We start from the raw sequence: 21,896 nt of genomic DNA on the forward strand, positions 1-21,896 counted from the left end.
TAATTTTGGTAGATGGAGTTGAGTTTTGAAGAAAAGCTATCGCGTCAAGAGCGAGAAAGATTTCAATGCAATTTTCAAAAAGGGGCAAAGTGTTGCCAACAGAAAATTCGTCATTTATAAATTAGAAAAGGAACAAAAACATTTTCGAGTAGGAATATCCGTCAGTAAAAAACTAGGAAATGCAGTCATGCGCAACAAGATTAAGCGACGTATTCGACACGTTTTGTTAACTCATCAAGTAGAGTTAGCAGCGCTTGATTTTGTTGTCATTTCACGGAAAGGTGTAGAAATTTTGACCTACCAAGAATTAGAACAAAACTTGCTTCATGTGTTAAAAATAGCAAAAATTTATCAGGATGGTTTAAGTAGTGAAAAAGAAAAGTAAATTGATGGGGCTCTTAGTTCTAGCCTCTTTCATTTTAACAGCGTGTGGAACAAGTGAAGTCACAGCGAGTTCGTCAGATTTATGGGAGAGATTTGTCTATCTCTTTGCTGTAACGATTCGGTTTCTTTCGTTTAATGGAAGTACAGGAATTGGGATTATCCTCTTCACTTTAATTATTCGGACGGTGCTTTTGCCGGTTTTCCAATTGCAGATTAACGCTTCACGCAAAATGCAGGAAGCACAGCCATTGGTGAAAGAATTGCAAGCGAAGTATCCAGGGCGTGATATGGAAAGCCGTAATCGTCTGGCTCAAGAAACGCAAAAACTATATAGAGAATTAGGAGTGAAACCTTCGGCATCATTTTGGCCCTTGCTCATTCAAATGCCTGTGCTGATTGCGTTATACCATGCTTTGATTCGTGTTGAGTTTCTTAAAGTTGGGCATTTTCTATGGATGAATCTTGGGGCGACAGACCCTTATTATATTTTGCCAGTTTTAGCAGCTGCATTCACCTTTTTAAGCACTTGGTTGAGCAATAAAGGAATGGCAGAACGTAATGGTTTGATGACGGGAATGATGTTTATCATGCCAGTCTTTGTCTTTTTCTTTGCGGTCAACGTAGCTAGTGGGGTTGCTTTATATTGGAGCACATCATATGCTTATCAGGTTTTCCAAACGCTTTTATTGAGCAATCCATATAAAATCATTGCAGAGAGAGAAGCAAAAGCGATGCTTGAGCGTGAACGGGAAGAAAAGAAAAAACGTGCCTATCGCAAAGCACAAAAAAAGAAAAAGTAAGGAGGCGCTTGTATGGTATTGTTTACAGGAACGAGTGTTGAAGAAGCTATTCAAAATGGCTTGCGCGAGTTAGATATTCCACGGATGAAGGCACATATCAAAGTGATTTCACGTGAGAAAAAAGGGTTTTTAGGATTATTTGGTAAGAAATTGGCTCAAGTTGATGTTGAGGCTATCAATGAAACAACAGTAGTAAAAGCTAATCAAAGAGCTGTCAAAGGTGTTCCGGATATTATTAATGCGCAAAATGAGCCCGTAAAAAGTGTGAGCGAAGCAACGGTTGATTTAGGACATGTTGTGGCAGCGATTAAGAAAATCGAAGAAGAAGGTAAAGAAATTTCAGATGATGTCAAAGCTGAAATTTTGAAACACGAAAAAGAAGCGAGTACGATTCTTGAAGAAACGGGAACGATTGACTTACTGAAAGATAGCGATATCGTAAATTTTCAAAAATCGGTCGGTCAAGAAGAAAAGCCAACTGACAAGATTATTTCTTTTGATCAAGCTGCAGAAAAGCACTCGAACACCCAACCAATCGATGAAGAGTCAGCTAATTTTGAAGATTTAGGCATTCAAGTTGAAGAAAATTATGATCTTGAAGAAGTGGTGGGGAGTGTGACAAGCTATGTGCAAAACATCGTGGATGAAATGGATGTAGAAGCTAGCCTTGCAAGTACTCATAATCGCCGTACAATCAATATGCAGATTGATACTAATGAGCCTGGCCGCATTATCGGATATCACGGAAAAGTACTGAAAGCTCTTCAGCTATTAGCACAGAATTATCTTTATAATCGTTACTCTAAGAGCTTTTACATTTCTATCAATGTCAATGATTATGTAGAACATCGAGCAGAAGTTCTACAAAGCTACGCTCAAAAGCTAGCTGACCGTGTATTAGAATATCAACATAGTCAAAAGACAGATCCTATGTCCAACAATGAGCGGAAAATTATTCATCGAATCGTTTCTAAAATGGATGGACTTACCAGCTATTCAGAGGGTGATGAACCAAACCGTTATGTTGTAGTGGATATTGATAGTGAATAAAGAGAAAGCCGGCAGAGATGCTGGCTTTTGTAGTAATAAACTAGGAGAATGATATATGAAGAAGAGAGTTTTTCTAATTATTTTAGGGTTAGTACTACTTGGCGCCTGTGGTCAAAAGAAAATAGAGAAGCAGGAGAATACTTCTGACTCAAGTAAGAGTACATTGGACAAAGAGCAAAAGAGTTCTTCGATTTCAGTAGCACAAGATGAAAAATTATATGCTTCGACTTTGGATAAATTAAAGAAAGATACTTCTGAAGGTCGTGCGAAGATATACACATTTTATGATATTGATAAAAATGGGACGGATGAATTAATCACAGGACATCATTCTAATGGGGTTTATTATTTAGCGGCTGTTTATTATTTGAATCAAGGGACATCAACTTATTTAGCTCAATCAAAAGTAGCTTCAGTAGGTGGAAGTCGAGAAAGCGCCACAATATATACAGATGGGACAGTCTCTTATGCTCAATGGCATTCTCTAAGTCCAGATGCTAAGGGTTATCTTTATCAACTGAAATCTGATAATAGTGGTATAGATGTGCTAAAAGAAGCAGATTTTCAAATAACTGGTGTAGATTCAAATTCTGAAAAAAGCGTAGGTTCAGTTTTTGGGTTAGCTTCTAAAAAAGAGCTTGACCTATCTTCGTTAAGGTGGAAAGATATAGAAAACTACCAAGCAACGACAAGTGTTGGAAATCAGAAAGAACAAAATAGTTCGTCCCAAATGGATTTGGGAGCCATCCAAAAAGGAGATTATTCTAGTGTTGAAGGTACATGGAGAAATGGGTGGGGGAATGAATTAGTATTTGATAAAAATGGCTTGGTTAATAATGACTTGAAATTAGGAAACAATTTTAAAATGATTAATTCTTATTTACAAGGTGGAGTATCCTTTGGAGGACCGGGTGCAGCCGTCTTATTTATTCCTGCTAGTATAGATATGTCTATGACTTTGGATAATCAAAAAATAATGGATGCTTCTAATCGTAAGAGGGACAGGATTCTTATTACGCAAAGCGTTAACGTGAATAACCCAGAAGCATTCTATTATAAAGAGTAAAAAGAAAGGAGTTCTCATGTCACTTTTTCCAGCTATTGAAAGCTTTCTACCCCATCAGGGAGTCAAGTACATTTCTCCAGATAAGGCAGGCCAGTTGCGCAAGTCCATGCTGGAGTTCAAGGCTAATGGACAGGCAGCGCGTAAGGAGTTTGCAGACTTGGTCAAGGATTTTCAGTGCCTTTATCCCAAGCTGACCTTGGAGCGAACTAGTCAGTGGATGAATCAGGCGCAGATGCTGCGGCCACATTTTTGGAATTATCTTAAAGGTTATGGGGAAATTACGGAGCCTATGTTTGCTCTGCGCTTGTATGGAACTGCAGAAGACTTTGGGGTGTCACTAGAGGTGAGTTTCATGGAGCGCAAGAAAGATGAAGATAGCCTTAGTAAGCAAAACCGAGTACTGAATCTGCCTATCCAGTCACCAGCTTACTATTTTGTTCAGATCAATGGCCTGAGTCAGCGCTTTGAAGGTACGGAGAAAAATCGTCAGTTTCTTATCCAGCAAGTGGCAGCCGGTCAGGCTCGCAAGGTTCTGGTCAAATACGATATTCCCCTCTATCAAGCCACTTCAAGGGATCAGGTGCTGTCCCAGTTGCAGGAGGCCATGACAAGCTTAATTCCCTTTTACGAAGCGACTCGAAGCCTATGATTACGTTTTTAAAGAGAAAGTTATTTCAGTAAGTATTGACAAAAGCCCCAGAATCATATAGAATAGTTAAGTATGTTTAGTAACTGATCACAATAGCCGGCTAAACGAATACAAGAATCTAAGAGGAGGTATTCAAAGTGAAACGTACTTATCAACCAAGTAAAATCCGTCGTGCGCGCAAACACGGTTTCCGTCATCGTATGGCAACTAAAAACGGTCGTCGTGTGCTTGCTAGCCGTCGTCGTAAAGGACGCAAAGTTTTGGCTGCATAATCCAAACGAATACAAGATGGAGAACCAACGGAAACTCGAGACCGCTGGTTTTTTTGTTGAATGGCAAAGAAGACAATCTGCATTTACTACAAGATTTTGATATAATAGAAGATGATATAAAGAGGAAATATAAGATGAACATTTTTGATACACATACCCACCTCAATGTGGAGAATTTTACAGGAAAAGAAGCTGAGGAGATTGCTTTCGCTCGTGAGTTCGGTGTTACCAAGATGAATATTGTAGGTTTTGATGCAAAAACTATTGAAAAGTCGTTAGTACTATCTCGGCAATATGAGGAACTGTACAGTACGATTGGTTGGCACCCGACTGAGGCAGGAACGTACACACAGGAAGTTGAAGAGATGATTATCAGTCATTCACACGATCCAAACGTTATTGCTCTAGGTGAGATTGGGCTAGATTATCATTGGATGACAGCACCAAAGGATGTACAAAAACGTGTTTTTCGCCGACAGATTCAGTTATCAAAAGAGTTGAACTTGCCTTTTGTAGTGCATACGCGTGATGCTTTAGACGATACATATGAGGTGATTAAAACTGAAAGTGTCGGTTCGCGTGGAGGCATTATGCATTCTTATTCAGGTTCTTTGGAAATGGCAGAGCGCTTTATCCAGCTGGGAATGATGATTTCATTTTCTGGTGTAGTTACTTTTAAAAAGGCACTGGATGTACAAGAGGCTGCGCAGAAGTTGCCTTTAGATAAGATTTTAGTTGAGACAGATGCGCCTTATCTAGCCCCTGTACCAAAACGCGGTCATGAAAATCGCACAGCTTATACTCGCTATGTTGTAGACAAGATTGCAGAGCTTCGTGGTTTGACAACAGAAGAAGTTGCACAAGTAACGTATGAAAATGCGCTGCGAATATTTAATTTGAAAGAAGATTGATGAAAGAAAAAATTTCTCAGGTTCTCGTTGTGGAAGGTCGGGACGATACGGCCAATCTCAAGCGGTATTTTGACGTAGAAACTTACGAAACGAGAGGGTCTGCAATTTGCCAAGAAGATATGAAGCGTATTAAACGTCTTCATGACCTGCATGGAGTGATCGTTTTTACTGACCCAGATGTCAATGGTGAGCGGATTCGTAGGATGATCATGATCGCTATTCCTAGTGTTCAACATGCTTTTTTAAGGCGTGATGAGGCCGCTCCTAAGTCTAAAAATAAAGGGAAGTCATTGGGGATCGAGCATGCTTCTTATGAAGATTTAAAAGCCGCTCTTTCTCAGGTAACTAAAAATTTTGAAAAAAAGACTGATTTTGATATCACACGTTCAGATTTGATTCGCTTAGGATTTCTGGCAGGCAATGACAGCCGCAAACGTCGTGAATTTTTAGGAGAAGAACTCCGCATTGGCTATTCAAATGGGAAACAGTTGCTTAAACGCTTAGAATTATTTGGAATCAGTTTAGCAAAAGTTGAGAAGGTGATGACGTATTATCAAGAAATCGAAAACTAATAGAGGAATAGTCTGAAAAAATGTATCAGAACAGGTGGAAATAGTGGGATAGGTTATCAAGCAGCTAAACAGCTAGATAGAGCAGATAAGGACCGTGACATCAATACTGAGATACAGGCCGTTTTTACGGAATACAAGGGCAATTATGTACTCTTGAATTGAAAAAATCGTGGTTTTGTGGTCAATCATAAAAAGTTCAGTTATGAATACTGTTGGTTATATAAAAAATACATTTCAAAATTACAGTTTATTTACAAAATTGTAGAAATTTCAAATTATACTTGACACCCTATATTAAAAGAGTATAATATTTTTATAAAATAATTTATTTAAGAATTATTTAAAATCTTTAATTTTAAAGGAGACCTATCATGGCAGAAATTTCATTATCACCAGAAGAACTTGTTTCACAAGCAGCAGTGTATTCAAATGCTCGCGACCAAATTGAAACAGCTATCCAAGCAGTTAGTACTGCTAATGGCGAAATGCAAGCTCATTGGAAAGGGAGTGCTTTTAATTCATATTTGCAACAATATGAACAATTACACGGCGATGTAGTAAAATTCCAAGAGTTGTTAACTTCTATTAACCAACAATTAACTAATTATGCAAATACTGTATCTGAACGGGATGCATCAGATGCACAGAGCTTTGGTTTATAATTATAATATAGTACTCTAAAAGTAGAGGGCTGGGATTATGTCCTAGGCCTCTTTATTTAATTGATAGAATGGAGGAGTATACGAATGTCAGAGACTTCGGCATCCTATTATCAAGATTTAGCGAATAAAGAATCTGCTAATTATAATAATGCTATATCACAAAAAGCTGCAATTGATGCTCAAATTTCTCGTTTAGAAACGGCTAAGACGAATTTATCTACTCAAATTAATAATTTTCAAACTGATATTGTTGATAAAATGTCAGACATAGAAGGAGAAGACTCTTCACAATTCAAAGGGGATCGTAAAACAAAGTACGCAGAACAGTATACTTCGACAAAGTCTGCTGCTACGACAAATAAGACTAGTCATGACACAAATTTGACAAGTATCACAAATAAAATTACAGAATTACAAACTCAATCTACTAGCTTGCAATCAGCAGCTGATACAGCATATAGTAATATGCTTTCTTATCAGGCATCTGCAAATGCGGCAAATACTGAATAGAATAGGGAGGGAAAATGACAAAGACAGGTACAGATTATTCAGCTTGGTCAGAACTAACAAGCTCAGTAAACACTAGTGTTTCTGGTATAGTTGATTTAGCCTCCTTGACATTTACAACAACCACAATGACTCCTTTTACTAGCTTTAATGAAGATATTTCAAGTTTTAATACAGCTGTTGCTAAATTACAAAGTTTTACTTCTACTGATGTCACTCATATGAATCAAGCGGCAGAAAATAAAGTAACAGATGATAGCAATCAAGCACAGGCTCAAGGATAAATTACAGGTGAGGGGAGATTAATCAACGAATGGGTGAAATGGATATACTTTACCAAATGTCGCTGAATCATTTGGCAGTCATAGAAGCTGACAAAGAAGTATTAAAACAAGTAGGGCTTTCTTTAGCAAAACAAGAAGAGGCTTTTCGTGAACTCCAATTAATATTATTTAATCATGAGCATTCATATTCACATCATGGTATTTTAGGTTCTTCTATTGAAATCTTATTACATTGGGAACAAAATAATGTGGAAGTCATGTACTTGGAAACAAAAGTGGCTTTGAGTATGATTGATTTTAGAAGATGGTTGGCTTATACTGATTTGTTATTATCTCCTATCTTACCTTTAGGTACAACTATAGAACTCAATAAAGACTTATTGCCTGCTGCATTGGTTACTTCAATGAATGAGATAGGTATGCCTTTTTTAGCCATAGTCTTAGGACGGAGGCTATTATTAGGACCAGAAGATCGTGAATATATTGATTATCTTGTCAGTATTTATCCATATGGTCTACGGGCTGATGTTAATCCAATATATATTTCTAATTTCTTTATTAAGAAAGTACTTCAAGAAGGATATAGTGACGCTATTGATGAGCAATACATAGAGAATCAATACCGCAAGGATTATTTCAGTCGCAATATTGTCTCAGAAATTTATAATGTAAAAGGAGAACAATCATGAAGATAGATATGACGGAGGTTAATAATCAAAAGACTGCTTTAGCAAATTCTATTTCAAATTTGAATGGTCAAATAGATACTGCAAAAAATTCATTAACAAATCTAACTAGTTCAAGTAGCTTGACCGGAGATGTTAAAACAGCTATTGATGCTAAGATTAATAATTATCAAGTTCCTTTATTGACTAACTTTACAAATGCTTTGACAACCTTATCGGCACAATATGATAAAACAATCGAACAGTTTCAAAGTACAGTATCTGAGAATGCTGCAGATGCGGTTATTGATACAGATTATTTACAAGGGCTTTTAGATAATTATTCAGGAATTGAAACAAGCATCTCTACTATTAATACGGAAACTTCTACAATCTATTCATCCATTTCGGATATTATCTCTTTGACAAATCCAGATAGTTCAACGATTACAACTCCTCTGGCAGCTGCCAAAACGATTCTAACTGATACAAAAACAAATATGGAAAGTTTTAACGGCTGGACAAGGGGAACTGAGCTTGCAGATTTACTGCTTTCTCAAACACAAACTATTGAAACTTTAATAGGTTATGCGTCCAGCGGTTATACTGCAGCAGACGCTAAAAGCTTTTACAATAATAACGAGTTTTTGCAAGGGGTTAACAAAATTGCTGAAGCTATCGCAAATTCGACTCCTGTAGAACTTTTAGCAAATATATCAAATACGCTAAATGGTTTTGTTCGTTCAAATATATCTTGGTGGAAAAAATTCATTACTGATTCAAAAGGAAAACGTGCAATGGCATCAGGGAAAATATGGGTTGATGACGAAGGACAACTTCATGCTGATGGTAGTGCAGAAGCGGCAGCATTTTTGGCTGATTTGGATACTAGTGGCGAATTTGAAATTGCAGGCGTTAAATTCAATGGTGAAGGCAAAGCTTTTGTGGGCGCTAAAGCAGCCGCCAATATAAAAGCCAATTTGACAAAAGATGGAATTGATGTAACAGCGCATGCTGAGGCTATGCTTGGTGTATCTGCATCTGCAAGTGGTGGTTTTACTGTAGGTTCAGGTATTTTAGCTGCTAAAGGTGATGCCAAAGTAGAAGCGATGGCTGGTGCTTGGGCGAATGCTGATGGTAGTGTAACTTTTGATAAAACAGGGTTAGAAGCTAAGGCTTCTGCTTCTGCAAAAGCTGGAGCAGAAGCAAGCGGAAGTGCAGATCTTACTCTAGGAGATACTAGTCATGGAATTACTCAGGCCCAGGTGGGGGTTTCTGGAGATGCTTTTGCTGGTGCTAAGGCCAGTGCTGATGCTTCTTTCGGAGTTAAAAATAATGGAGAGGTGGCAGCTTCAGCTAATGCCAGTGCTTTTGCTGGTGCACAAGCGAAAGGGGAGGCGCATGGCAAGGCGCTTTATACAACATTTAGTGTAGAAGGATCAGCTAAGGCTGGTATAGGTGGAGAAGTTGGTGCTAGCTTTAAAAAAGAAGGTGGTCATCTAGATATTGATTTAAATCTAGGAGCCTCTTTAGGTTTAGGCCTTGGAGGCCGTGTTAAGGCTGACTTTGATTATGGTTCAGCGCTTAAAGATATACAAGACTTCGGTAAGTGGCTTACTGGTTCTAAATAGGAGTGATTCATGACTTTGACAATTATATTTATAGTAGCAATGATATTAATTTTCTTATCTGTAGGTTTGATTGTCTATTTAGCTATACGTAACTCAGCTAAAAAGAACAAACAGTATGAAATCTTTGCCAAACAATATCATTATTACTTTGATAAAGCACAAGGGAATATTTATTATAGAGAATATTCAAAAGGCAAAACTGAAAGTACAACCAGTATTGAACTTGGAAAGAACCCATATGTTGGTAAATATGCAAATTTCACTAACTATCCTTTTGGTCGTGGCTCAGATATGAGAGTGTCCTTTGTAATTTCTGGAGCATACAATGATACAGAGTTTCGGGCATTCACCTATACATTTAAAGGTAATGAACTTAGAGCAACAGGACCAGGAGGTGTGTTCAGTATTGTTATGATTGGATGTTCAAACATCCCTATAGCAAAACTTCCTAGTAAGATATTTTACGAAAATGGGATGCTTTGTGAATACATAGAAGAAAATTTGAATGTCAATACCATTCATGATAGAATTAATAGACTAATATATATAAAAAATGGAGAACAACAGTATGATGATAAAAAAATTTCCAAGTGAAGCATTTCCTATGTTTCCAAGTGTAAAATTAGAGGCTGAAGAAGATTGGTTGGATTGGAATTTACCAGGCTCAATCCTTTCGTTAAAGAAACCTAAAGAAAATGCCTTCACCCCCAATTTTTTAATCAATATTCGAACTGTGGCACATAATTACGATTATGATGTTTATACTGCTGAACTTAAGGATTATACAGAAAAGCTTGAAGGAATTAAACATCTCACAAATGAATTGCAAGAGGTAAATGGTTATCAATGGAAAGTAGAAGAATATGCTTATATTGATGAACTTTCAGGTCCTCTCGCACAGTTTTTAGCTGCTACTTTTGTGGAGTCTGGAAACGTAAAATTTATGATTAATTTTACTGGCACAGTTAGTTTGAAAGAACAAGCTCAAAATAAAGATTATTTAGAAATTCAAAATATGTTTAGGAGTGTTAAAATAAATGCGTAAAACAAAATTTTATTTAGTGGTAGCAGGTCTGTTATCAGTTTTCCTTATGATTCTTTCAGCTTGTAGTAGTTCTACTGGCAATCATGCTAATACTAATTATCTTCAAGGAGAATGGAAGGTTCAGACTGCTAATGGTCAAAATTCAACTATTACATTTGATAAAGATAGTGTTACTGTAGGAGAGAAAAAATTTTCTTATAAACAAAAATCGGTAAAAACTAAAAAAGGTCTCACTTATTATAAAATAGAACAGAACGGTGAAGACTATTCTGTCATTTTTCCTGAAAAGGATAAAAATATTGCTATAATGATTCAGCCAACATCATCAAAAGATGATTTATATGGAACAATGCTTTATGCCATGAACAAAAAGAAACAACCGAACTATAAACAATATGCTCAAAAGTATATGAATACAAAGTAGTCTCCAAATGTTTAATCTCACAATGGTGTTTCTTGTGATAGGTGTAGTATAAAACAAGTTGGGGGATTTTTCCCTCAGCTTGTTTTGCGATAAAGAGTTAATAGCATATGAGTTACAAATTACAATTTTTACCATAATTAGATTTAACAAAATTGACTGATGTATTAGTAGACCAATGAAATAATTTGATAGTATTATTAGAATGGAGTTAATACAAACTTTGAAAAAATTATTTGGAATTTTACTATTGATGTTTTTGTTTTTAGAAAACATTGTTTATGCTCAAGATGGTGAATTGAACATGAAGACAGATTCCATCACTCAGAGAAAGCAACATTCTAGTGGAAATGAAATAGAGCATCAATATGCTCCGAATCTCTTTATAGATAGAACTGAACAGCAAGCAACAAAAGAAAAATTAGACGTAAAAAAGCTAGTTGCTTCAGCTAATATGATTAATTTTAATAAAAATGGTGTCCAAAATAGTAACAAAGATATTATGCAAGTTTATCAGCGGGTTCTTTTTCAAAACTACACTATATCTGACACTATAATAGTACACAAAGAAAAGTCCGAATCTATAAATATATGGGGAAGAGCCGGAGAAATATTGTTTATTGTAATGATGGCTGTGTTAGGTGTACACTTGGGAAGGAAATTTCATGGAATTAGGATATTTAAACGTGACTATTAGATATGAGGATAAAGAAATCGATTTGCGTTTTTCTAAATTTCTATCGTTACAAGAAGTAAAAGAGTTGATGTGTAAAAATGGTTTAGATAAAAAGCTAAATATTACTACAAGCTGGCATTTAGATATTTATTTTAAGCGTTTCCGAATTGAGCAGCATAGACCCTTGGTAGAATATCCATTAGGAAACGGTGATATACTGGAGGTAGTAATAAATGAGCGATAAAATCGAAATTAAATATAGTAAAGAAAAAGTAAAAATAACTCTACTTGCCAGTCATTTTGTCCGCGCCAAATTATCTACAATAGAAAACTATGTTGATGCTACTACGGCTTTAGAGGAAGAAGGAACACTGTCGTTAATTTATGACAAACCGAAATACTCTGATAGTCTCTCGGAGCTTGTCAAAGGTGAAATGACAGAAGCTGAACGTTTGGAATTAGCGCAGAAAATGGGGATACTTCAATGGAAAGAAAGTGATTTTAAAATTCCTTACATTCATCCTAAAAATATATTTGTTCAAGGAAACATAGTTAAAATACTTCATTATGGATTGATAGGAATTATGGAACCTATGGATTTAAATGAGCAAACCTTTTTAGCAACCTATAAAGCCTTGATTGTTTCTATTTTACGTCCAAAACTTGATTTTGATTTATTAATAGATGGAATATCATCAATTAGAGACCAATTAGTGCAAGATATTGATGCGTGCAAGACCTACGATGAAGTATTGCAATACATCAATAAAGCTTACACTAAGATTACTGATGAAATAAAAGCAAAAAAAGTAGTAGTGATGAAACGAAATTGGTACATATTTACTATCGGAACAGTTGTTTCAGGTATTACTACAATCATTTTAGGTATTTTGTCTGCTTACTTTTATTTTTGGGTCTCTCCTGTGCAGAAAGCAACGGTAGATGCTCAAGGGCATTTTATTGCTAGACGTTATGATGATGTAGCAGATGATTTGAGGAAATTCCAAATTATTCGTCTTAGTAAAGAAGCAAAATATGTTTTGGCCTCTTCTTATATCCACCTAGATAATTTATCCGACAAGCAAAAATTGAGTATCCTAAATACAATTACTCCATCAAGTTCAGAGAACCTTTTAGAATATTGGATTTATCTGGGACGAGGGAATTATAAAAAGGCTTTGAATCTAGCTCAGAATATTGGTGATAATCAGTTGATCTTACACTCTTATACGAACTTGTATGAACAGGTTCGTAATGATCCAAAGATGGATGGAGCCGAGAAACAGAAAAAACTGAGTGAATATCTCAAAGAGATTAAAGACTTATCTAACAAATTAGGTGTGAAAGTGAGTGAAGTGAAAAATGAATAAAGAAAATAATTACTTTTTTCACCATATGGGAGATAATCTAGTGACCGATGATTCCAATCAAGTCCAAATCATCTTATTTGGAGAGAAGCTTTCTATTCTTACTCTTAGTGAAGGTGAGATTGTTAGTGAGCAAGAATTTACATTTCAAATGATGAATAGTGAAGTCTACGTCAATGGGAAAGAATTAGCAAAAGGTACAAATACGGTTGATAATGAATTAATCTTTGTTCTTGAGACAAAGACTATATATGCGAAATATCTTTTTCCTCCAAGTAAAGATTTTATTATTTCAAATGGCAGAGAAGCTGACCTTTCTATTCAGGCTAATGCTTATGTTTTATTTGCAGAAAACAAGGTTTATCTATATCCAAATGGAAGTCTTTTATATATTAATAATCAATTGGTGAGCTCAGATGTGGTTCGTCCTTTCAACGTAGGGGATTGTATCTTTGTAGAAAATTATTTTATTGAGCGCCGAGAAAATCAGTGGCAGGTCTTTTCACTTTTTAAGGAGCCTATTTTCAATAAAAAAAGTGTTCTTATTGAGAACAAAAAAAATATTTATCAATCTGATTTTCCAAACTATCGTCGTAGTCCTCGTATCATTCCTATTATCTATAGTGAGAAACAAAAAATTGAGAAGCCACAAAATCCACCAACAAAACCGAAAAATGCTATTTGGCGAGCAATTATTCCACCGCTTGGCATGATTGCTCTTTCAGGTTTAGTAGCTATATTGGTGAGGCGCAATGCTATTATGATGTTAACAATGGGAGGGATGAGTGTTCTTACTGCTACCTTTTCAGTTACAGGCTATTTTTCTGACAAAAAAGAGTATAAGCAAAAAAAACTTATGCGGGTAGAAGATTATGAGGCATACTTACTGAAACAAGTATCAATTTTACATAAGCATTTTGAAGAAGAGAAAAATATATTGTTTTATCGACAGCCAAGTGTTCATGATCTTATGGAGATGATAGTACATTATGATGACCGGCTCTATGAGCGTCTCCCTTTTAATGAAGATTTTATGGTGGTTTCGCTTGGTTTAGGAGACATTGATAGCTGCCTTCAAATTGATTATCAAACAAATTATTTGACAAAAGACGATATCACAATTTTCTCACAAGATTTGCTAAAAAATTATAAAAAGCAAAAAGAAGTACCAGTTACAACAAATCTTGCAGGCAATGTTGTTGGGCTTGTGGTATCACACAATACGGGTCAATTGTTTATTCAGCAACTTCTGTTGCAAATTGCTGCCTTTCATTCTTATCATGATGTTATATTTGTTAACTTAATTTCTCAAGAAGATTATAATCAAATCTGGAAAAAGTGGCGTTTCTTACCACATTTCCAGTTACCATCCATCAATGTTCGAAGTTTTGTTTATGACGAGCGTAGTAAGGATGTTGTGTTGACAAGTCTTTATCAAGTACTACAATCTCGTTTTCAGGAAAAAAATGGTCGGGATAAAACCTATTTACCTCAAATTGTTATTATAATTTCAGATGATCATCTATTAAGTGGCCATGCTATAAATGAATTTCTTTCAAGACCCGATTTAGCGTCTATTGGGGTGACTGTTATTTGGTCAAAAGAAAGTAGGCGTCAGCTACCTGAAACGATTACAACCTTGATTAGTATAAAAAATAGTAATACAGCTACTCTAATTAATAATCAAGGCAAATACATAAATCAAACATTTAAACCTTACCCTGTGTTAGATGATTATGAGATGGTTGTACGTAGCCTGAGTAACCTGAACCATGAGGAAAGCCAGCAAAATTCCCTTCCAGATGCAATCACCTTTTTAGAAATGTATAATGTGGAACAAGTAGATGAGTTAAACATATCAAGTCGTTGGGCTTGTGGAGATGCTTCTAAAAGTTTAGCAGTCCCGCTTGGGGTTCGGGGAAAAGATGATATTGTTTATTTAAATTTACATGAACGTGCTCATGGTCCACATGGTTTAGTTGCAGGGACAACAGGTTCTGGTAAATCAGAGATTTTACAGTCTTATATTTTATCACTATCATTAAATTTTAGTCCTGAAGATATCGGTTTTCTACCAATTGACTTCAAGGGTGGTGGGATGGCAAATTTATTTAAATCTTTACCACATTTGATGGGAGTTATCACAAACTTAGACGGCGCTGGAACTCAACGTGCTCTTGCTTCCATTCGAGCAGAACTTCAAAAGCGTCAACGCTTATTTGGCCAATTTGGGGTTAACCATATTAATGGTTATACAAGGTTATATAAAAAAGGACGAGCTGGAGAAAAGGGACATTTCCCAACAGAACCCCTTCCTCATTTGTTCTTAATTTCAGATGAGTTTGCTGAATTAAAACAAAATGAGCCAGAATTTATGACAGAATTAGTATCAACAGCACGGATTGGGCGTTCTTTGGGAATTCACTTAATTCTTGCCACGCAAAAACCTTCGGGTGTTGTTAATGATCAAATTTGGTCTAATTCTCGGTTTAAGTTAGCTCTTAAGGTAGCAGAAGCGGCTGATTCGAATGAAATTATAAAAACACCTGATGCTGCAAGTATTACACAGCCAGGACGTGCTTACTTACAGGTCGGAAATAACGAAATCTATGAACTTTTTCAATCGGCGTGGAGTGGAGCAAATTATTCTTCTGTGTCAAAATTACACAGTGAAGAGATTGATAATCGCCTTTGGAAAATTAATGAACTAGGGCAGTATGAATTGATTACAGAAGATCTTTCTTATATGGATGAAGAGGATACCAGTAGTTCAGAAAAAACAGAATTAGAAGCTGTTGTAGAATATATTGCGCAATATGCAAAATCTATAGATCTTCGTATGCCAAAGAAACCATGGTTACTTCCTCTTAGAGAAAATATTATTTCACCGATTTTATCTACGAAGTGGACACAAGCAAAACAATATAAAGCACCATTTGCCCTTATGGATATTCCTTCGGAGCAATCTCAGCGTGTATTGGATTTTGACTTGGAGGAATTTGGTCACAGTTTAATATATGGCTCGCCTGGTTTTGGGAAATCTCAAGCCCTTCAAACATTGGTGATGAACTTTGCCCGCATTAACCGCCCAGATCAAATGCATTTTAATTTATTTGATTTTGGAACAAACGGTCTATTTCCTCTGAAAGATCTTCCGCATGTGGCAGATATTGCAACATTAGATGACTCAGATAAATTATTGAAGGTTCTCAAACATTTACGGAAAGAGTTGCAAAGGCGTCGTGAACTATTAGCTGAATATGGCGTTACATCTATAGAGCAATATGAACAAAAAACAGGCTCCTCTTTACCAATTATTGTTAATGTTATTGATTCGTATGATACTGTTCGAGAGCATCCGCTTGAAGGACAAATAGAGCCTACTTTTTATCAAATTTTACGTGAAGGCGATGGTTTAGGAATTTATTTAATAACAACTGTTCTTCGTAATACAACATTGAAACTAAATATGCGAAGTAACTTTGCAACACAGTTTGTTTTGTACTTGATAGATAAAGATTCCAAAAAAGAGATTATTGGATTTGATGCTTTAACAGATCAAGTAATCCCTGGGCGAGGGCAAATACGATTTGAAGAGCCAATCCGTTTCCAAGTTTATCTTGCGGCAGAGGGGGATTCTGACTTGGAGCGTCTTCAATACTTAGAGAACAATATTGCGTCAATGAATGAGTCATGGGATGGAGAGAGACCACAAGCTGTGCCTATGTTAGCAAATGAAATTACATTCGATGATTTTGAAAATGATGCTGCAGTACAGGAGGAACGAAAGAATTTCAAAATACCAATTGGTTATGATAAAGAAACGACTAAAGTTCGTTCTGTTGAGCCAATGGCATATGAATTTATCCTTCTCATGGGTGATACCCCATCACAAATCTATAGTATTGAACAGACATTATTGTCTGCCTTTAACGCTTTTGATGGTAAAATTGAACGTGTGGTAGTAGATATTGATGGTCGCTTTGCTGGTATGCAAGAATACTTTGATACTATCGTTGAGGAAATAAATGTACTACAATTCTTTAGAGAGCTACTTGGATTGATTCAATCTGCAAAACGCAGAAAGAAGCCAATGTTTGTTTATCTTCCTGATATAAACTTGACAGGTGATAAAATTGTATTGACGGATAAAGACTTGAATACTATATTTACCAAAGCTTCTTCAGTTAACATTCATTTGATTTTCCATGGATATCAAAATGGTATTGAGAGCAAGTTTACTCCATTCTTTAAACGTCTTCGCCAGAATGTACCAATGGGAACGTTTGGCACAATCTTTAACGATCAGAAGGTTGTACCAGGACGCAATCAGTTTAATGAACCTTTGGTGGGAATAAATGAAACGCAGTTTTTTGTTGGTCGAAATGTTTCTCGGTTAAAACTACCTCAAGATAAATAAGATTAAGGGAGAATTTGTAATGCCGTTAATAGAGATAAGATTATATAAAATTTAGCAGATCATTCCTAATAAACAGGACGCGTAATATTTACGTGCATTAGAGTAATGATGATAATAAAAGGAGATAATTATAATGGATAAGAAGAAAAAAAGGGTACAGATATTCCAGAGAATCATGATTGCATTGTGCCTGATAATTGCTGCAGGAATCCTTGTTTATATGGGACAATCAGATAGTTTTTCTTTTGCTCTTGGGACTAAAGAAAAATCTCATCTTCGAATCGGGGTTGTTAATCAAGATGATGGAGCTCAACTAAACGGTTCGCAATATAATTTTGGTGAGGAATTTACAAATTTATTAACTAGGAATGAAGGGAAAAAAGCATCTTGGAAAGTCATGTCTAGGAATCAGGCAGAAAGTCAATATAACGATAATTCTTTAGAAGCTATTATTTACGTTCCAAAAGACTTTTCACATAGTGTTTTACAATTTAAAAGTTTCAATCCTGAAAGGGCTAAAATTACATACAAAGTAAAAAATTCTGTTAGAAAAGAGCAAACTTTGGAAATGTCCCAACAAGTTGGAGAATACGTTAATGTCTTAAATAAAGAAATGATTCGTTTATATTTTACGAGTGTTATCAATAATCTTGATGATACCAAAAGACAGATGAATACTATTGTAGGAGATGAGACTGACACGTACAATGCATTGACAACATCAATCTACCAACCAGCAGAGCAGAGTATTCAATCGCTTGGTTCTATTACATCAATTGCTGAAGGTGTGCAATCTTCAAATCAGTCTTTTGAGCGTTCAACTGCAAGCTTCAAAGATTCTACCGCGAATCTATTGAAAAATAATGTTGACACTTTGTTTAAACAAGCAGATTCGATTTTACAGTATGAGAACATTCAATCACAAGTGGTAAATCATAATGTAAAAGTAGTTAATGGTGCATTGCAAAAGCAGTACGATGTGGATAAAAATTTTTATCTTAATCTTTATAATCATTCTGCAACTGCTTTGTATTTATTTGGTCATCAGTCACAAGACTCCCAAGATAATACTGAATCTTATCTTCGTTTATTGACTCTTCGTATAGCAGATTATAATAATAAAATTAATACTTATCAAGAACAGTTAAAACAATCCAAAAAGGCTATCGAGACTGTTAAAACTTCCCTTGAGAAAGCGCGTAGCCAAGTGTCACAAAATTATTTCAATGGGCAAGAAGTTGATACAACTTCCTTAGGAGAAGATGAAAAAGCAATTTTAAAAGCTATTAATGATGCTGTTGATCAAAAGAGTGTGAAGCAAGCTTTAGCAATGCAAGTCATGCATACATTCTCAAAGCGAGCAGAATTACCTCTTGATTATACTAATCAAGTTAATAGTACAATCGCTTCTATTAGTGTTAGAGCTGGAGACTATACAGCCTTGTTTAATAAATTGAAGGCTATGGGTGCTCTATCAGATGAACAGATTAACTCTTATAATGCTAAGCTGAATTTGTTAGAAAAATATGCTAGCGTTAAAGGAGCAACTACAGGGACAATACCAAGTTATTCCTTTATAAATGTGGAAAATGATAATTTACCATCTACAGTATCAAAAACGTTTGCGATGTATTCGGTTTATCCGGAGATGAAATCGGGTGATAATAAGGAAAATAAGTATGTTGCAACCTCAGTACGTGTAACGAATATCCGTAGTCAAGGTGCTCAAAATGTTGCGGTGACCCCAAGCGTCAATAGTATTTCAGAACCAACGTCCATTCAGTTTCAATTACAGTTTACCCCTAATTATGGAGTGAATACTGTAGAATTTGATGTTGAAATTGGTAATGAGAAAATACCAATGCAGTATACATTTTTCTATGATAATAATAAAGCAAATACTGCATTAGTAAAAGAAAATTTATCTTCTATTTTGGGGCACTTATCTCGCATTGATACTGCTGCCACTACAGTTAAAAACCTATATGGTAGTCCAAATTCATCTTATGATATTGATGTTGCAACCCCGGCTAATGATTCAGTTGCAAAAATGTACGGAAGGCTTTCACCTGCTTCAATAGTAGATCGTTTGGCTGAAGCTGATGTGAATAATTATCGGCAATCAGGAATTGCTTTATACGGAAAACTCAGTAAAGAAATCAATCAGCTTCAAAAGACTATTGATAATCTGCCGCATTTTAGTAAGGAAGACTTACCAACTAACTATTTTGAAAAAAATCTATCCGAGATTACTAATTGGTATCAAACGACATCTGATGAATTAAATGCTCAGTACGAAAAATGGAAGAAAAACGGTCCAGTGCTATTAGAGGCATCCTCAACAACGTCAGGGAATAATTTATCAGATAGTAGGGTATATACCACAGATGATACCAATAATCAACTCTATAAGACTGTTATGGGGCTTGCATCAAGTACACAAAAAGCATCTGATACAGTTACCACTACAGGAAATGCAATTGGTTCAATGGAAACTCAATTCAGTAGTTTGACAGAACAGGCTAAACGAGTGCAAGGAGATGTGAATAAAGTACATCGACAAACAGATTCGCTTGTTAAAGCTCAGGCAAAGAATATTGAAAATGCTAATGCATTTAATAAGAATTTCCAGGGAGTATTGTCTAATGCTCGATCAAATGGTACGGACAATCAAGCAGTTCTGAATTTCTTATCAAATCCGATTGCATCTGAAGAATTGAAACAATCTGGTATTCTGAAAAATACACCAATTTGGATTTATCTTGTTCTTATCTTAATCCTGACAAATATTGCGACAGCAATTACGATGAAGCAATATAGTCATAGAAAAGAAATGCTTCCTGTAGAGGATGAGGAGCATTTTGAATAATGCTCTAGTTAATAGATACTGTTGACAAATAAAAATAGTAGAATTATACTATTACTATGACTGTATGGTATATAAAGTTTTCAGTATCTATTAATCTGATATATATTGTTATAGAATAACAATAGCTCAGTCGTATATTACGGCTGAGCTATGTTAGTTATAGTTGAATTTATAAAAGCGAGGAGATATCATGGGAAAAGAACAGGAGAGAGAAGCCAATAAGCAAAAAGGGAATTGGTACCATGCTGAAGGAGAACGGTATAAACAAGAAGCGGATAACGTCGGCGAAAAGCTTAAACGTTTGAGGACAGCCAAGAAAGAGATTGAATTGCAAATCAATCAATTAAATCAACTCATTAATCAATTTGATAGTTTCTTTGATCAATTTGATACAGCTGCTGATGTTACAGCTGCAGGCTGGAAAGGTGAATTGCGGAAACGATGCGAGATTCATTCTGGTAAGGCTGTCACCAGTCTTAAAAGTATGGAAAATGATTATCAAACTACTTTAAAGAACATTAATGGTGAAATTGCTAAACAGGAAGCGTCACAGCTCAATCTACTAGAAGCTGCTCATAGTTGCTGGGATATGGCAGTCTCATGGTGGAATGCAATCGTATAATAAATATAAGGAGAATGTATGGCAAAAATAGGAGTATCCCCCGATGAATGGACAAGAGTTGTAACGGCTGCTAAGCAAAAAGTGACAAATCTTAGCGCTATTAAAAAAATAGGTGTAAAGAAAACGACTCTCAGTCGTTTCAAAAAGTTTAATGGTCTTGGAGAGGATTGGAATAAACTTCAATCTTCTTATGCGAGTTATGGGGCAAGCCGGACAGACCTGATGAACAAGATGGGCGAGAAAATTGTCTCAGATGATAAGCAGTATGCCACTCAATTTGATAAAAATAAGAATTATACGAGGTTTTCTAAATGACGGAATACAGACCAGTAGAAATTTTTCCAGAAGTTTTATCGGATTGGCCAACTGTCAATTTTGCTGTTACCGACGATGTGCTGGAACTGGGAATCTTTTTGGGAGAACGCCCGGAAGCATTGAAGGGAGTTTATAAACTAATAAAATTAAAGCAAAAAAACTATGAATATCAATCCTTCTTGGGGTTATCCATACTCTTTGAACGCTCTGATGATGGTCAAATTTTGTATACTTTTAAAGAGAAAGAAGTTATCTGGGAAGAGGAGGAGTTTCTGCTTTTTATAGGTGTTATTGATGCAGTATTTGGAGAACTTTATCCGATAGGTACAGTTGTTGAATTAGATTTAGAATTATTAGACGCTTCTCTTCAAACTATGCTAGGAGAAGCTCCAGGTGCTTTAGTGATGCTAGCGGGTCGCCGTCTTCCATTGGCAAAAGATTTTGAGGCCTATGAAATTGATTACTTTGGTCGGGTGTGGCCTTTTGGAGAAGTAGCGAATATTCCTCCTGTATTTGTAAGTAACATGTTGATAAAGAATGTTATCCATATGGGCTTAGAGAATGAATGGGAGGATCAAATGAAAGAAGTCCTTCGTGGCAGTCAGCTGGAACTTCATCAGCTATCAACCGCTTTTATGACCCAATCTGATCAAGTGGCCTATCTAACGTATCTCACCACACCGTCGTTAAGAAAGGAGGAGTTGAAAT

The 21,896-nt window shown here is 35.8% G+C and carries 24 protein-coding genes; all 24 read left to right on the forward strand.

What is annotated here, in order from left to right; all coding sequences use genetic code 11:
* Positions 1–25: 25 nt before the first annotated feature.
* Positions 26–385 (forward strand): ribonuclease P protein component, encoded by a 360-nt coding sequence (rnpA, locus tag PCY10_RS08300; protein WP_003074739.1) that lies wholly within the window; start codon positions 26–28, stop codon positions 383–385.
* Entirely contained in the window at positions 369–1,184 is an 816-nt protein-coding gene (locus PCY10_RS08305) for a membrane protein insertase YidC (protein WP_003074737.1), read from the forward strand. Before rnpA ends, PCY10_RS08305 begins: the two co-directional genes overlap by 17 nt.
* A 12-nt stretch (positions 1,185–1,196) precedes the next feature.
* Entirely contained in the window at positions 1,197–2,234 is a 1,038-nt protein-coding gene (jag, locus tag PCY10_RS08310) for an RNA-binding cell elongation regulator Jag/EloR (RefSeq protein WP_020998224.1), read from the forward strand.
* A 55-nt stretch (positions 2,235–2,289) separates the two neighbouring features.
* Entirely contained in the window at positions 2,290–3,300 is a 1,011-nt protein-coding gene (locus PCY10_RS08315) for a DUF6287 domain-containing protein (protein WP_021002342.1), read from the forward strand.
* A 16-nt stretch (positions 3,301–3,316) separates the two neighbouring features.
* Positions 3,317–3,949 (forward strand): hypothetical protein, encoded by a 633-nt coding sequence (locus PCY10_RS08320; RefSeq protein ID WP_021002343.1) that lies wholly within the window; start codon positions 3,317–3,319, stop codon positions 3,947–3,949.
* 137 nt (positions 3,950–4,086) lie between these two features.
* Entirely contained in the window at positions 4,087–4,221 is a 135-nt protein-coding gene (rpmH, locus tag PCY10_RS08325; protein WP_003026476.1) for a 50S ribosomal protein L34, read from the forward strand.
* Positions 4,222–4,355: 134 nt separating this feature from the next.
* Positions 4,356–5,132, forward strand: a complete 777-nt coding sequence (locus PCY10_RS08330; RefSeq protein WP_021002344.1) for a TatD family hydrolase — start codon at positions 4,356–4,358, stop codon at positions 5,130–5,132.
* Positions 5,132–5,704 carry a ribonuclease M5 gene (gene rnmV, locus PCY10_RS08335; protein WP_020998227.1) on the forward strand — a complete coding sequence of 191 codons (573 nt, stop codon included), beginning with the start codon at positions 5,132–5,134 and terminating at the stop codon, positions 5,702–5,704. Before PCY10_RS08330 ends, rnmV begins: the two co-directional genes overlap by 1 nt.
* 371 nt (positions 5,705–6,075) lie before the next feature.
* Positions 6,076–6,366: a WXG100 family type VII secretion target gene (locus PCY10_RS08340; RefSeq protein ID WP_020998228.1), complete on the forward strand. Its 291-nt coding sequence runs from the start codon at positions 6,076–6,078 to the stop codon at positions 6,364–6,366.
* An 84-nt stretch (positions 6,367–6,450) separates the two neighbouring features.
* Positions 6,451–6,876: a DUF5082 family protein gene (locus PCY10_RS08345; RefSeq protein WP_041787340.1), complete on the forward strand. Its 426-nt coding sequence runs from the start codon at positions 6,451–6,453 to the stop codon at positions 6,874–6,876.
* 14 nt (positions 6,877–6,890) lie between these two features.
* Positions 6,891–7,157 (forward strand): hypothetical protein, encoded by a 267-nt coding sequence (locus tag PCY10_RS08350; protein ID WP_020998229.1) that lies wholly within the window; start codon positions 6,891–6,893, stop codon positions 7,155–7,157.
* A gap of 29 nt (positions 7,158–7,186) precedes the next feature.
* Complete coding sequence (locus PCY10_RS08355; protein WP_020998230.1) at positions 7,187–7,846, forward strand: DUF4176 domain-containing protein; 660 nt, start codon at positions 7,187–7,189, stop codon at positions 7,844–7,846.
* A complete protein-coding gene (locus tag PCY10_RS08360; protein ID WP_020998231.1) occupies positions 7,843–9,453 on the forward strand; it encodes a T7SS effector LXG polymorphic toxin in 1,611 nt (536 codons plus the stop codon). Before PCY10_RS08355 ends, PCY10_RS08360 begins: the two co-directional genes overlap by 4 nt.
* 9 nt (positions 9,454–9,462) lie before the next feature.
* The gene (locus tag PCY10_RS08365; RefSeq protein WP_020998232.1) at positions 9,463–10,047 is read left to right on the forward strand and encodes a hypothetical protein; all 585 of its coding nucleotides are present in this window, start codon (positions 9,463–9,465) and stop codon (positions 10,045–10,047) included.
* Complete coding sequence (locus PCY10_RS08370; protein WP_020998233.1) at positions 10,022–10,498, forward strand: hypothetical protein; 477 nt, start codon at positions 10,022–10,024, stop codon at positions 10,496–10,498. Before PCY10_RS08365 ends, PCY10_RS08370 begins: the two co-directional genes overlap by 26 nt.
* A complete protein-coding gene (locus PCY10_RS08375; protein ID WP_020998234.1) occupies positions 10,491–10,922 on the forward strand; it encodes a hypothetical protein in 432 nt (143 codons plus the stop codon). The genes PCY10_RS08370 and PCY10_RS08375 overlap by 8 nt, the downstream gene beginning before the upstream one ends.
* Positions 10,923–11,142: 220 nt before the next feature.
* Entirely contained in the window at positions 11,143–11,616 is a 474-nt protein-coding gene (locus PCY10_RS08380; protein WP_235046485.1) for a type VII secretion protein, read from the forward strand.
* Complete coding sequence (locus PCY10_RS08385) at positions 11,585–11,839, forward strand: hypothetical protein (protein ID WP_041787662.1); 255 nt, start codon at positions 11,585–11,587, stop codon at positions 11,837–11,839. The genes PCY10_RS08380 and PCY10_RS08385 overlap by 32 nt, the downstream gene beginning before the upstream one ends.
* Entirely contained in the window at positions 11,829–12,965 is a 1,137-nt protein-coding gene (gene essB, locus PCY10_RS08390) for a type VII secretion protein EssB (protein ID WP_020998236.1), read from the forward strand. The genes PCY10_RS08385 and essB overlap by 11 nt, the downstream gene beginning before the upstream one ends.
* Positions 12,958–17,382 (forward strand): type VII secretion protein EssC, encoded by a 4,425-nt coding sequence (gene essC, locus PCY10_RS08395; RefSeq protein ID WP_021002345.1) that lies wholly within the window; start codon positions 12,958–12,960, stop codon positions 17,380–17,382. The genes essB and essC overlap by 8 nt, the downstream gene beginning before the upstream one ends.
* A 133-nt stretch (positions 17,383–17,515) precedes the next feature.
* Positions 17,516–20,251 (forward strand): hypothetical protein, encoded by a 2,736-nt coding sequence (locus PCY10_RS08400; RefSeq protein ID WP_021002346.1) that lies wholly within the window; start codon positions 17,516–17,518, stop codon positions 20,249–20,251.
* A 190-nt stretch (positions 20,252–20,441) separates the two neighbouring features.
* Positions 20,442–20,873: a hypothetical protein gene (locus tag PCY10_RS08405; RefSeq protein WP_020998239.1), complete on the forward strand. Its 432-nt coding sequence runs from the start codon at positions 20,442–20,444 to the stop codon at positions 20,871–20,873.
* Positions 20,874–20,891: 18 nt separating this feature from the next.
* The gene (locus tag PCY10_RS08410) at positions 20,892–21,188 is read left to right on the forward strand and encodes a hypothetical protein (RefSeq protein WP_041787343.1); all 297 of its coding nucleotides are present in this window, start codon (positions 20,892–20,894) and stop codon (positions 21,186–21,188) included.
* Positions 21,185–21,896: DUF4176 domain-containing protein (locus tag PCY10_RS08415; protein ID WP_020998240.1), on the forward strand; the 712-nt coding region annotated here is incomplete at its 3' end. The genes PCY10_RS08410 and PCY10_RS08415, both read left to right, overlap by 4 nt.

This window comes from Streptococcus sp. SI1 (assembly GCF_030439945.1).
GTDB lineage: Bacteria > Bacillota > Bacilli > Lactobacillales > Streptococcaceae > Streptococcus > Streptococcus intermedius.

Excerpts from the sequence above, each read along its gene's own strand:
- jag (WP_020998224.1), top strand. The coding sequence starts at position 1,197 with ATGGTATTGTTTACAGGAACGAGTGTTGAAGAAGCTATTCAAAATGGC.
- PCY10_RS08315 (WP_021002342.1), top strand. The coding sequence starts at position 2,290 with ATGAAGAAGAGAGTTTTTCTAATTATTTTAGGGTTAGTACTACTTGGC.
- PCY10_RS08320 (WP_021002343.1), top strand. The coding sequence starts at position 3,317 with ATGTCACTTTTTCCAGCTATTGAAAGCTTTCTACCCCATCAGGGAGTC.
- PCY10_RS08330 (WP_021002344.1), top strand. The coding sequence starts at position 4,356 with ATGAACATTTTTGATACACATACCCACCTCAATGTGGAGAATTTTACA.
- rnmV (WP_020998227.1), top strand. The coding sequence starts at position 5,132 with ATGAAAGAAAAAATTTCTCAGGTTCTCGTTGTGGAAGGTCGGGACGAT.
- PCY10_RS08340 (WP_020998228.1), top strand. The coding sequence starts at position 6,076 with ATGGCAGAAATTTCATTATCACCAGAAGAACTTGTTTCACAAGCAGCA.
- PCY10_RS08345 (WP_041787340.1), top strand. The coding sequence starts at position 6,451 with ATGTCAGAGACTTCGGCATCCTATTATCAAGATTTAGCGAATAAAGAA.
- PCY10_RS08350 (WP_020998229.1), top strand. The coding sequence starts at position 6,891 with ATGACAAAGACAGGTACAGATTATTCAGCTTGGTCAGAACTAACAAGC.
- PCY10_RS08355 (WP_020998230.1), top strand. The coding sequence starts at position 7,187 with ATGGGTGAAATGGATATACTTTACCAAATGTCGCTGAATCATTTGGCA.
- PCY10_RS08360 (WP_020998231.1), top strand. The coding sequence starts at position 7,843 with ATGAAGATAGATATGACGGAGGTTAATAATCAAAAGACTGCTTTAGCA.
- PCY10_RS08365 (WP_020998232.1), top strand. The coding sequence starts at position 9,463 with ATGACTTTGACAATTATATTTATAGTAGCAATGATATTAATTTTCTTA.
- PCY10_RS08370 (WP_020998233.1), top strand. The coding sequence starts at position 10,022 with ATGATGATAAAAAAATTTCCAAGTGAAGCATTTCCTATGTTTCCAAGT.
- PCY10_RS08375 (WP_020998234.1), top strand. The coding sequence starts at position 10,491 with ATGCGTAAAACAAAATTTTATTTAGTGGTAGCAGGTCTGTTATCAGTT.
- PCY10_RS08385 (WP_041787662.1), top strand. The coding sequence starts at position 11,585 with ATGGAATTAGGATATTTAAACGTGACTATTAGATATGAGGATAAAGAA.
- essB (WP_020998236.1), top strand. The coding sequence starts at position 11,829 with ATGAGCGATAAAATCGAAATTAAATATAGTAAAGAAAAAGTAAAAATA.
- essC (WP_021002345.1), top strand. The coding sequence starts at position 12,958 with ATGAATAAAGAAAATAATTACTTTTTTCACCATATGGGAGATAATCTA.
- PCY10_RS08400 (WP_021002346.1), top strand. The coding sequence starts at position 17,516 with ATGGATAAGAAGAAAAAAAGGGTACAGATATTCCAGAGAATCATGATT.
- PCY10_RS08405 (WP_020998239.1), top strand. The coding sequence starts at position 20,442 with ATGGGAAAAGAACAGGAGAGAGAAGCCAATAAGCAAAAAGGGAATTGG.
- PCY10_RS08410 (WP_041787343.1), top strand. The coding sequence starts at position 20,892 with ATGGCAAAAATAGGAGTATCCCCCGATGAATGGACAAGAGTTGTAACG.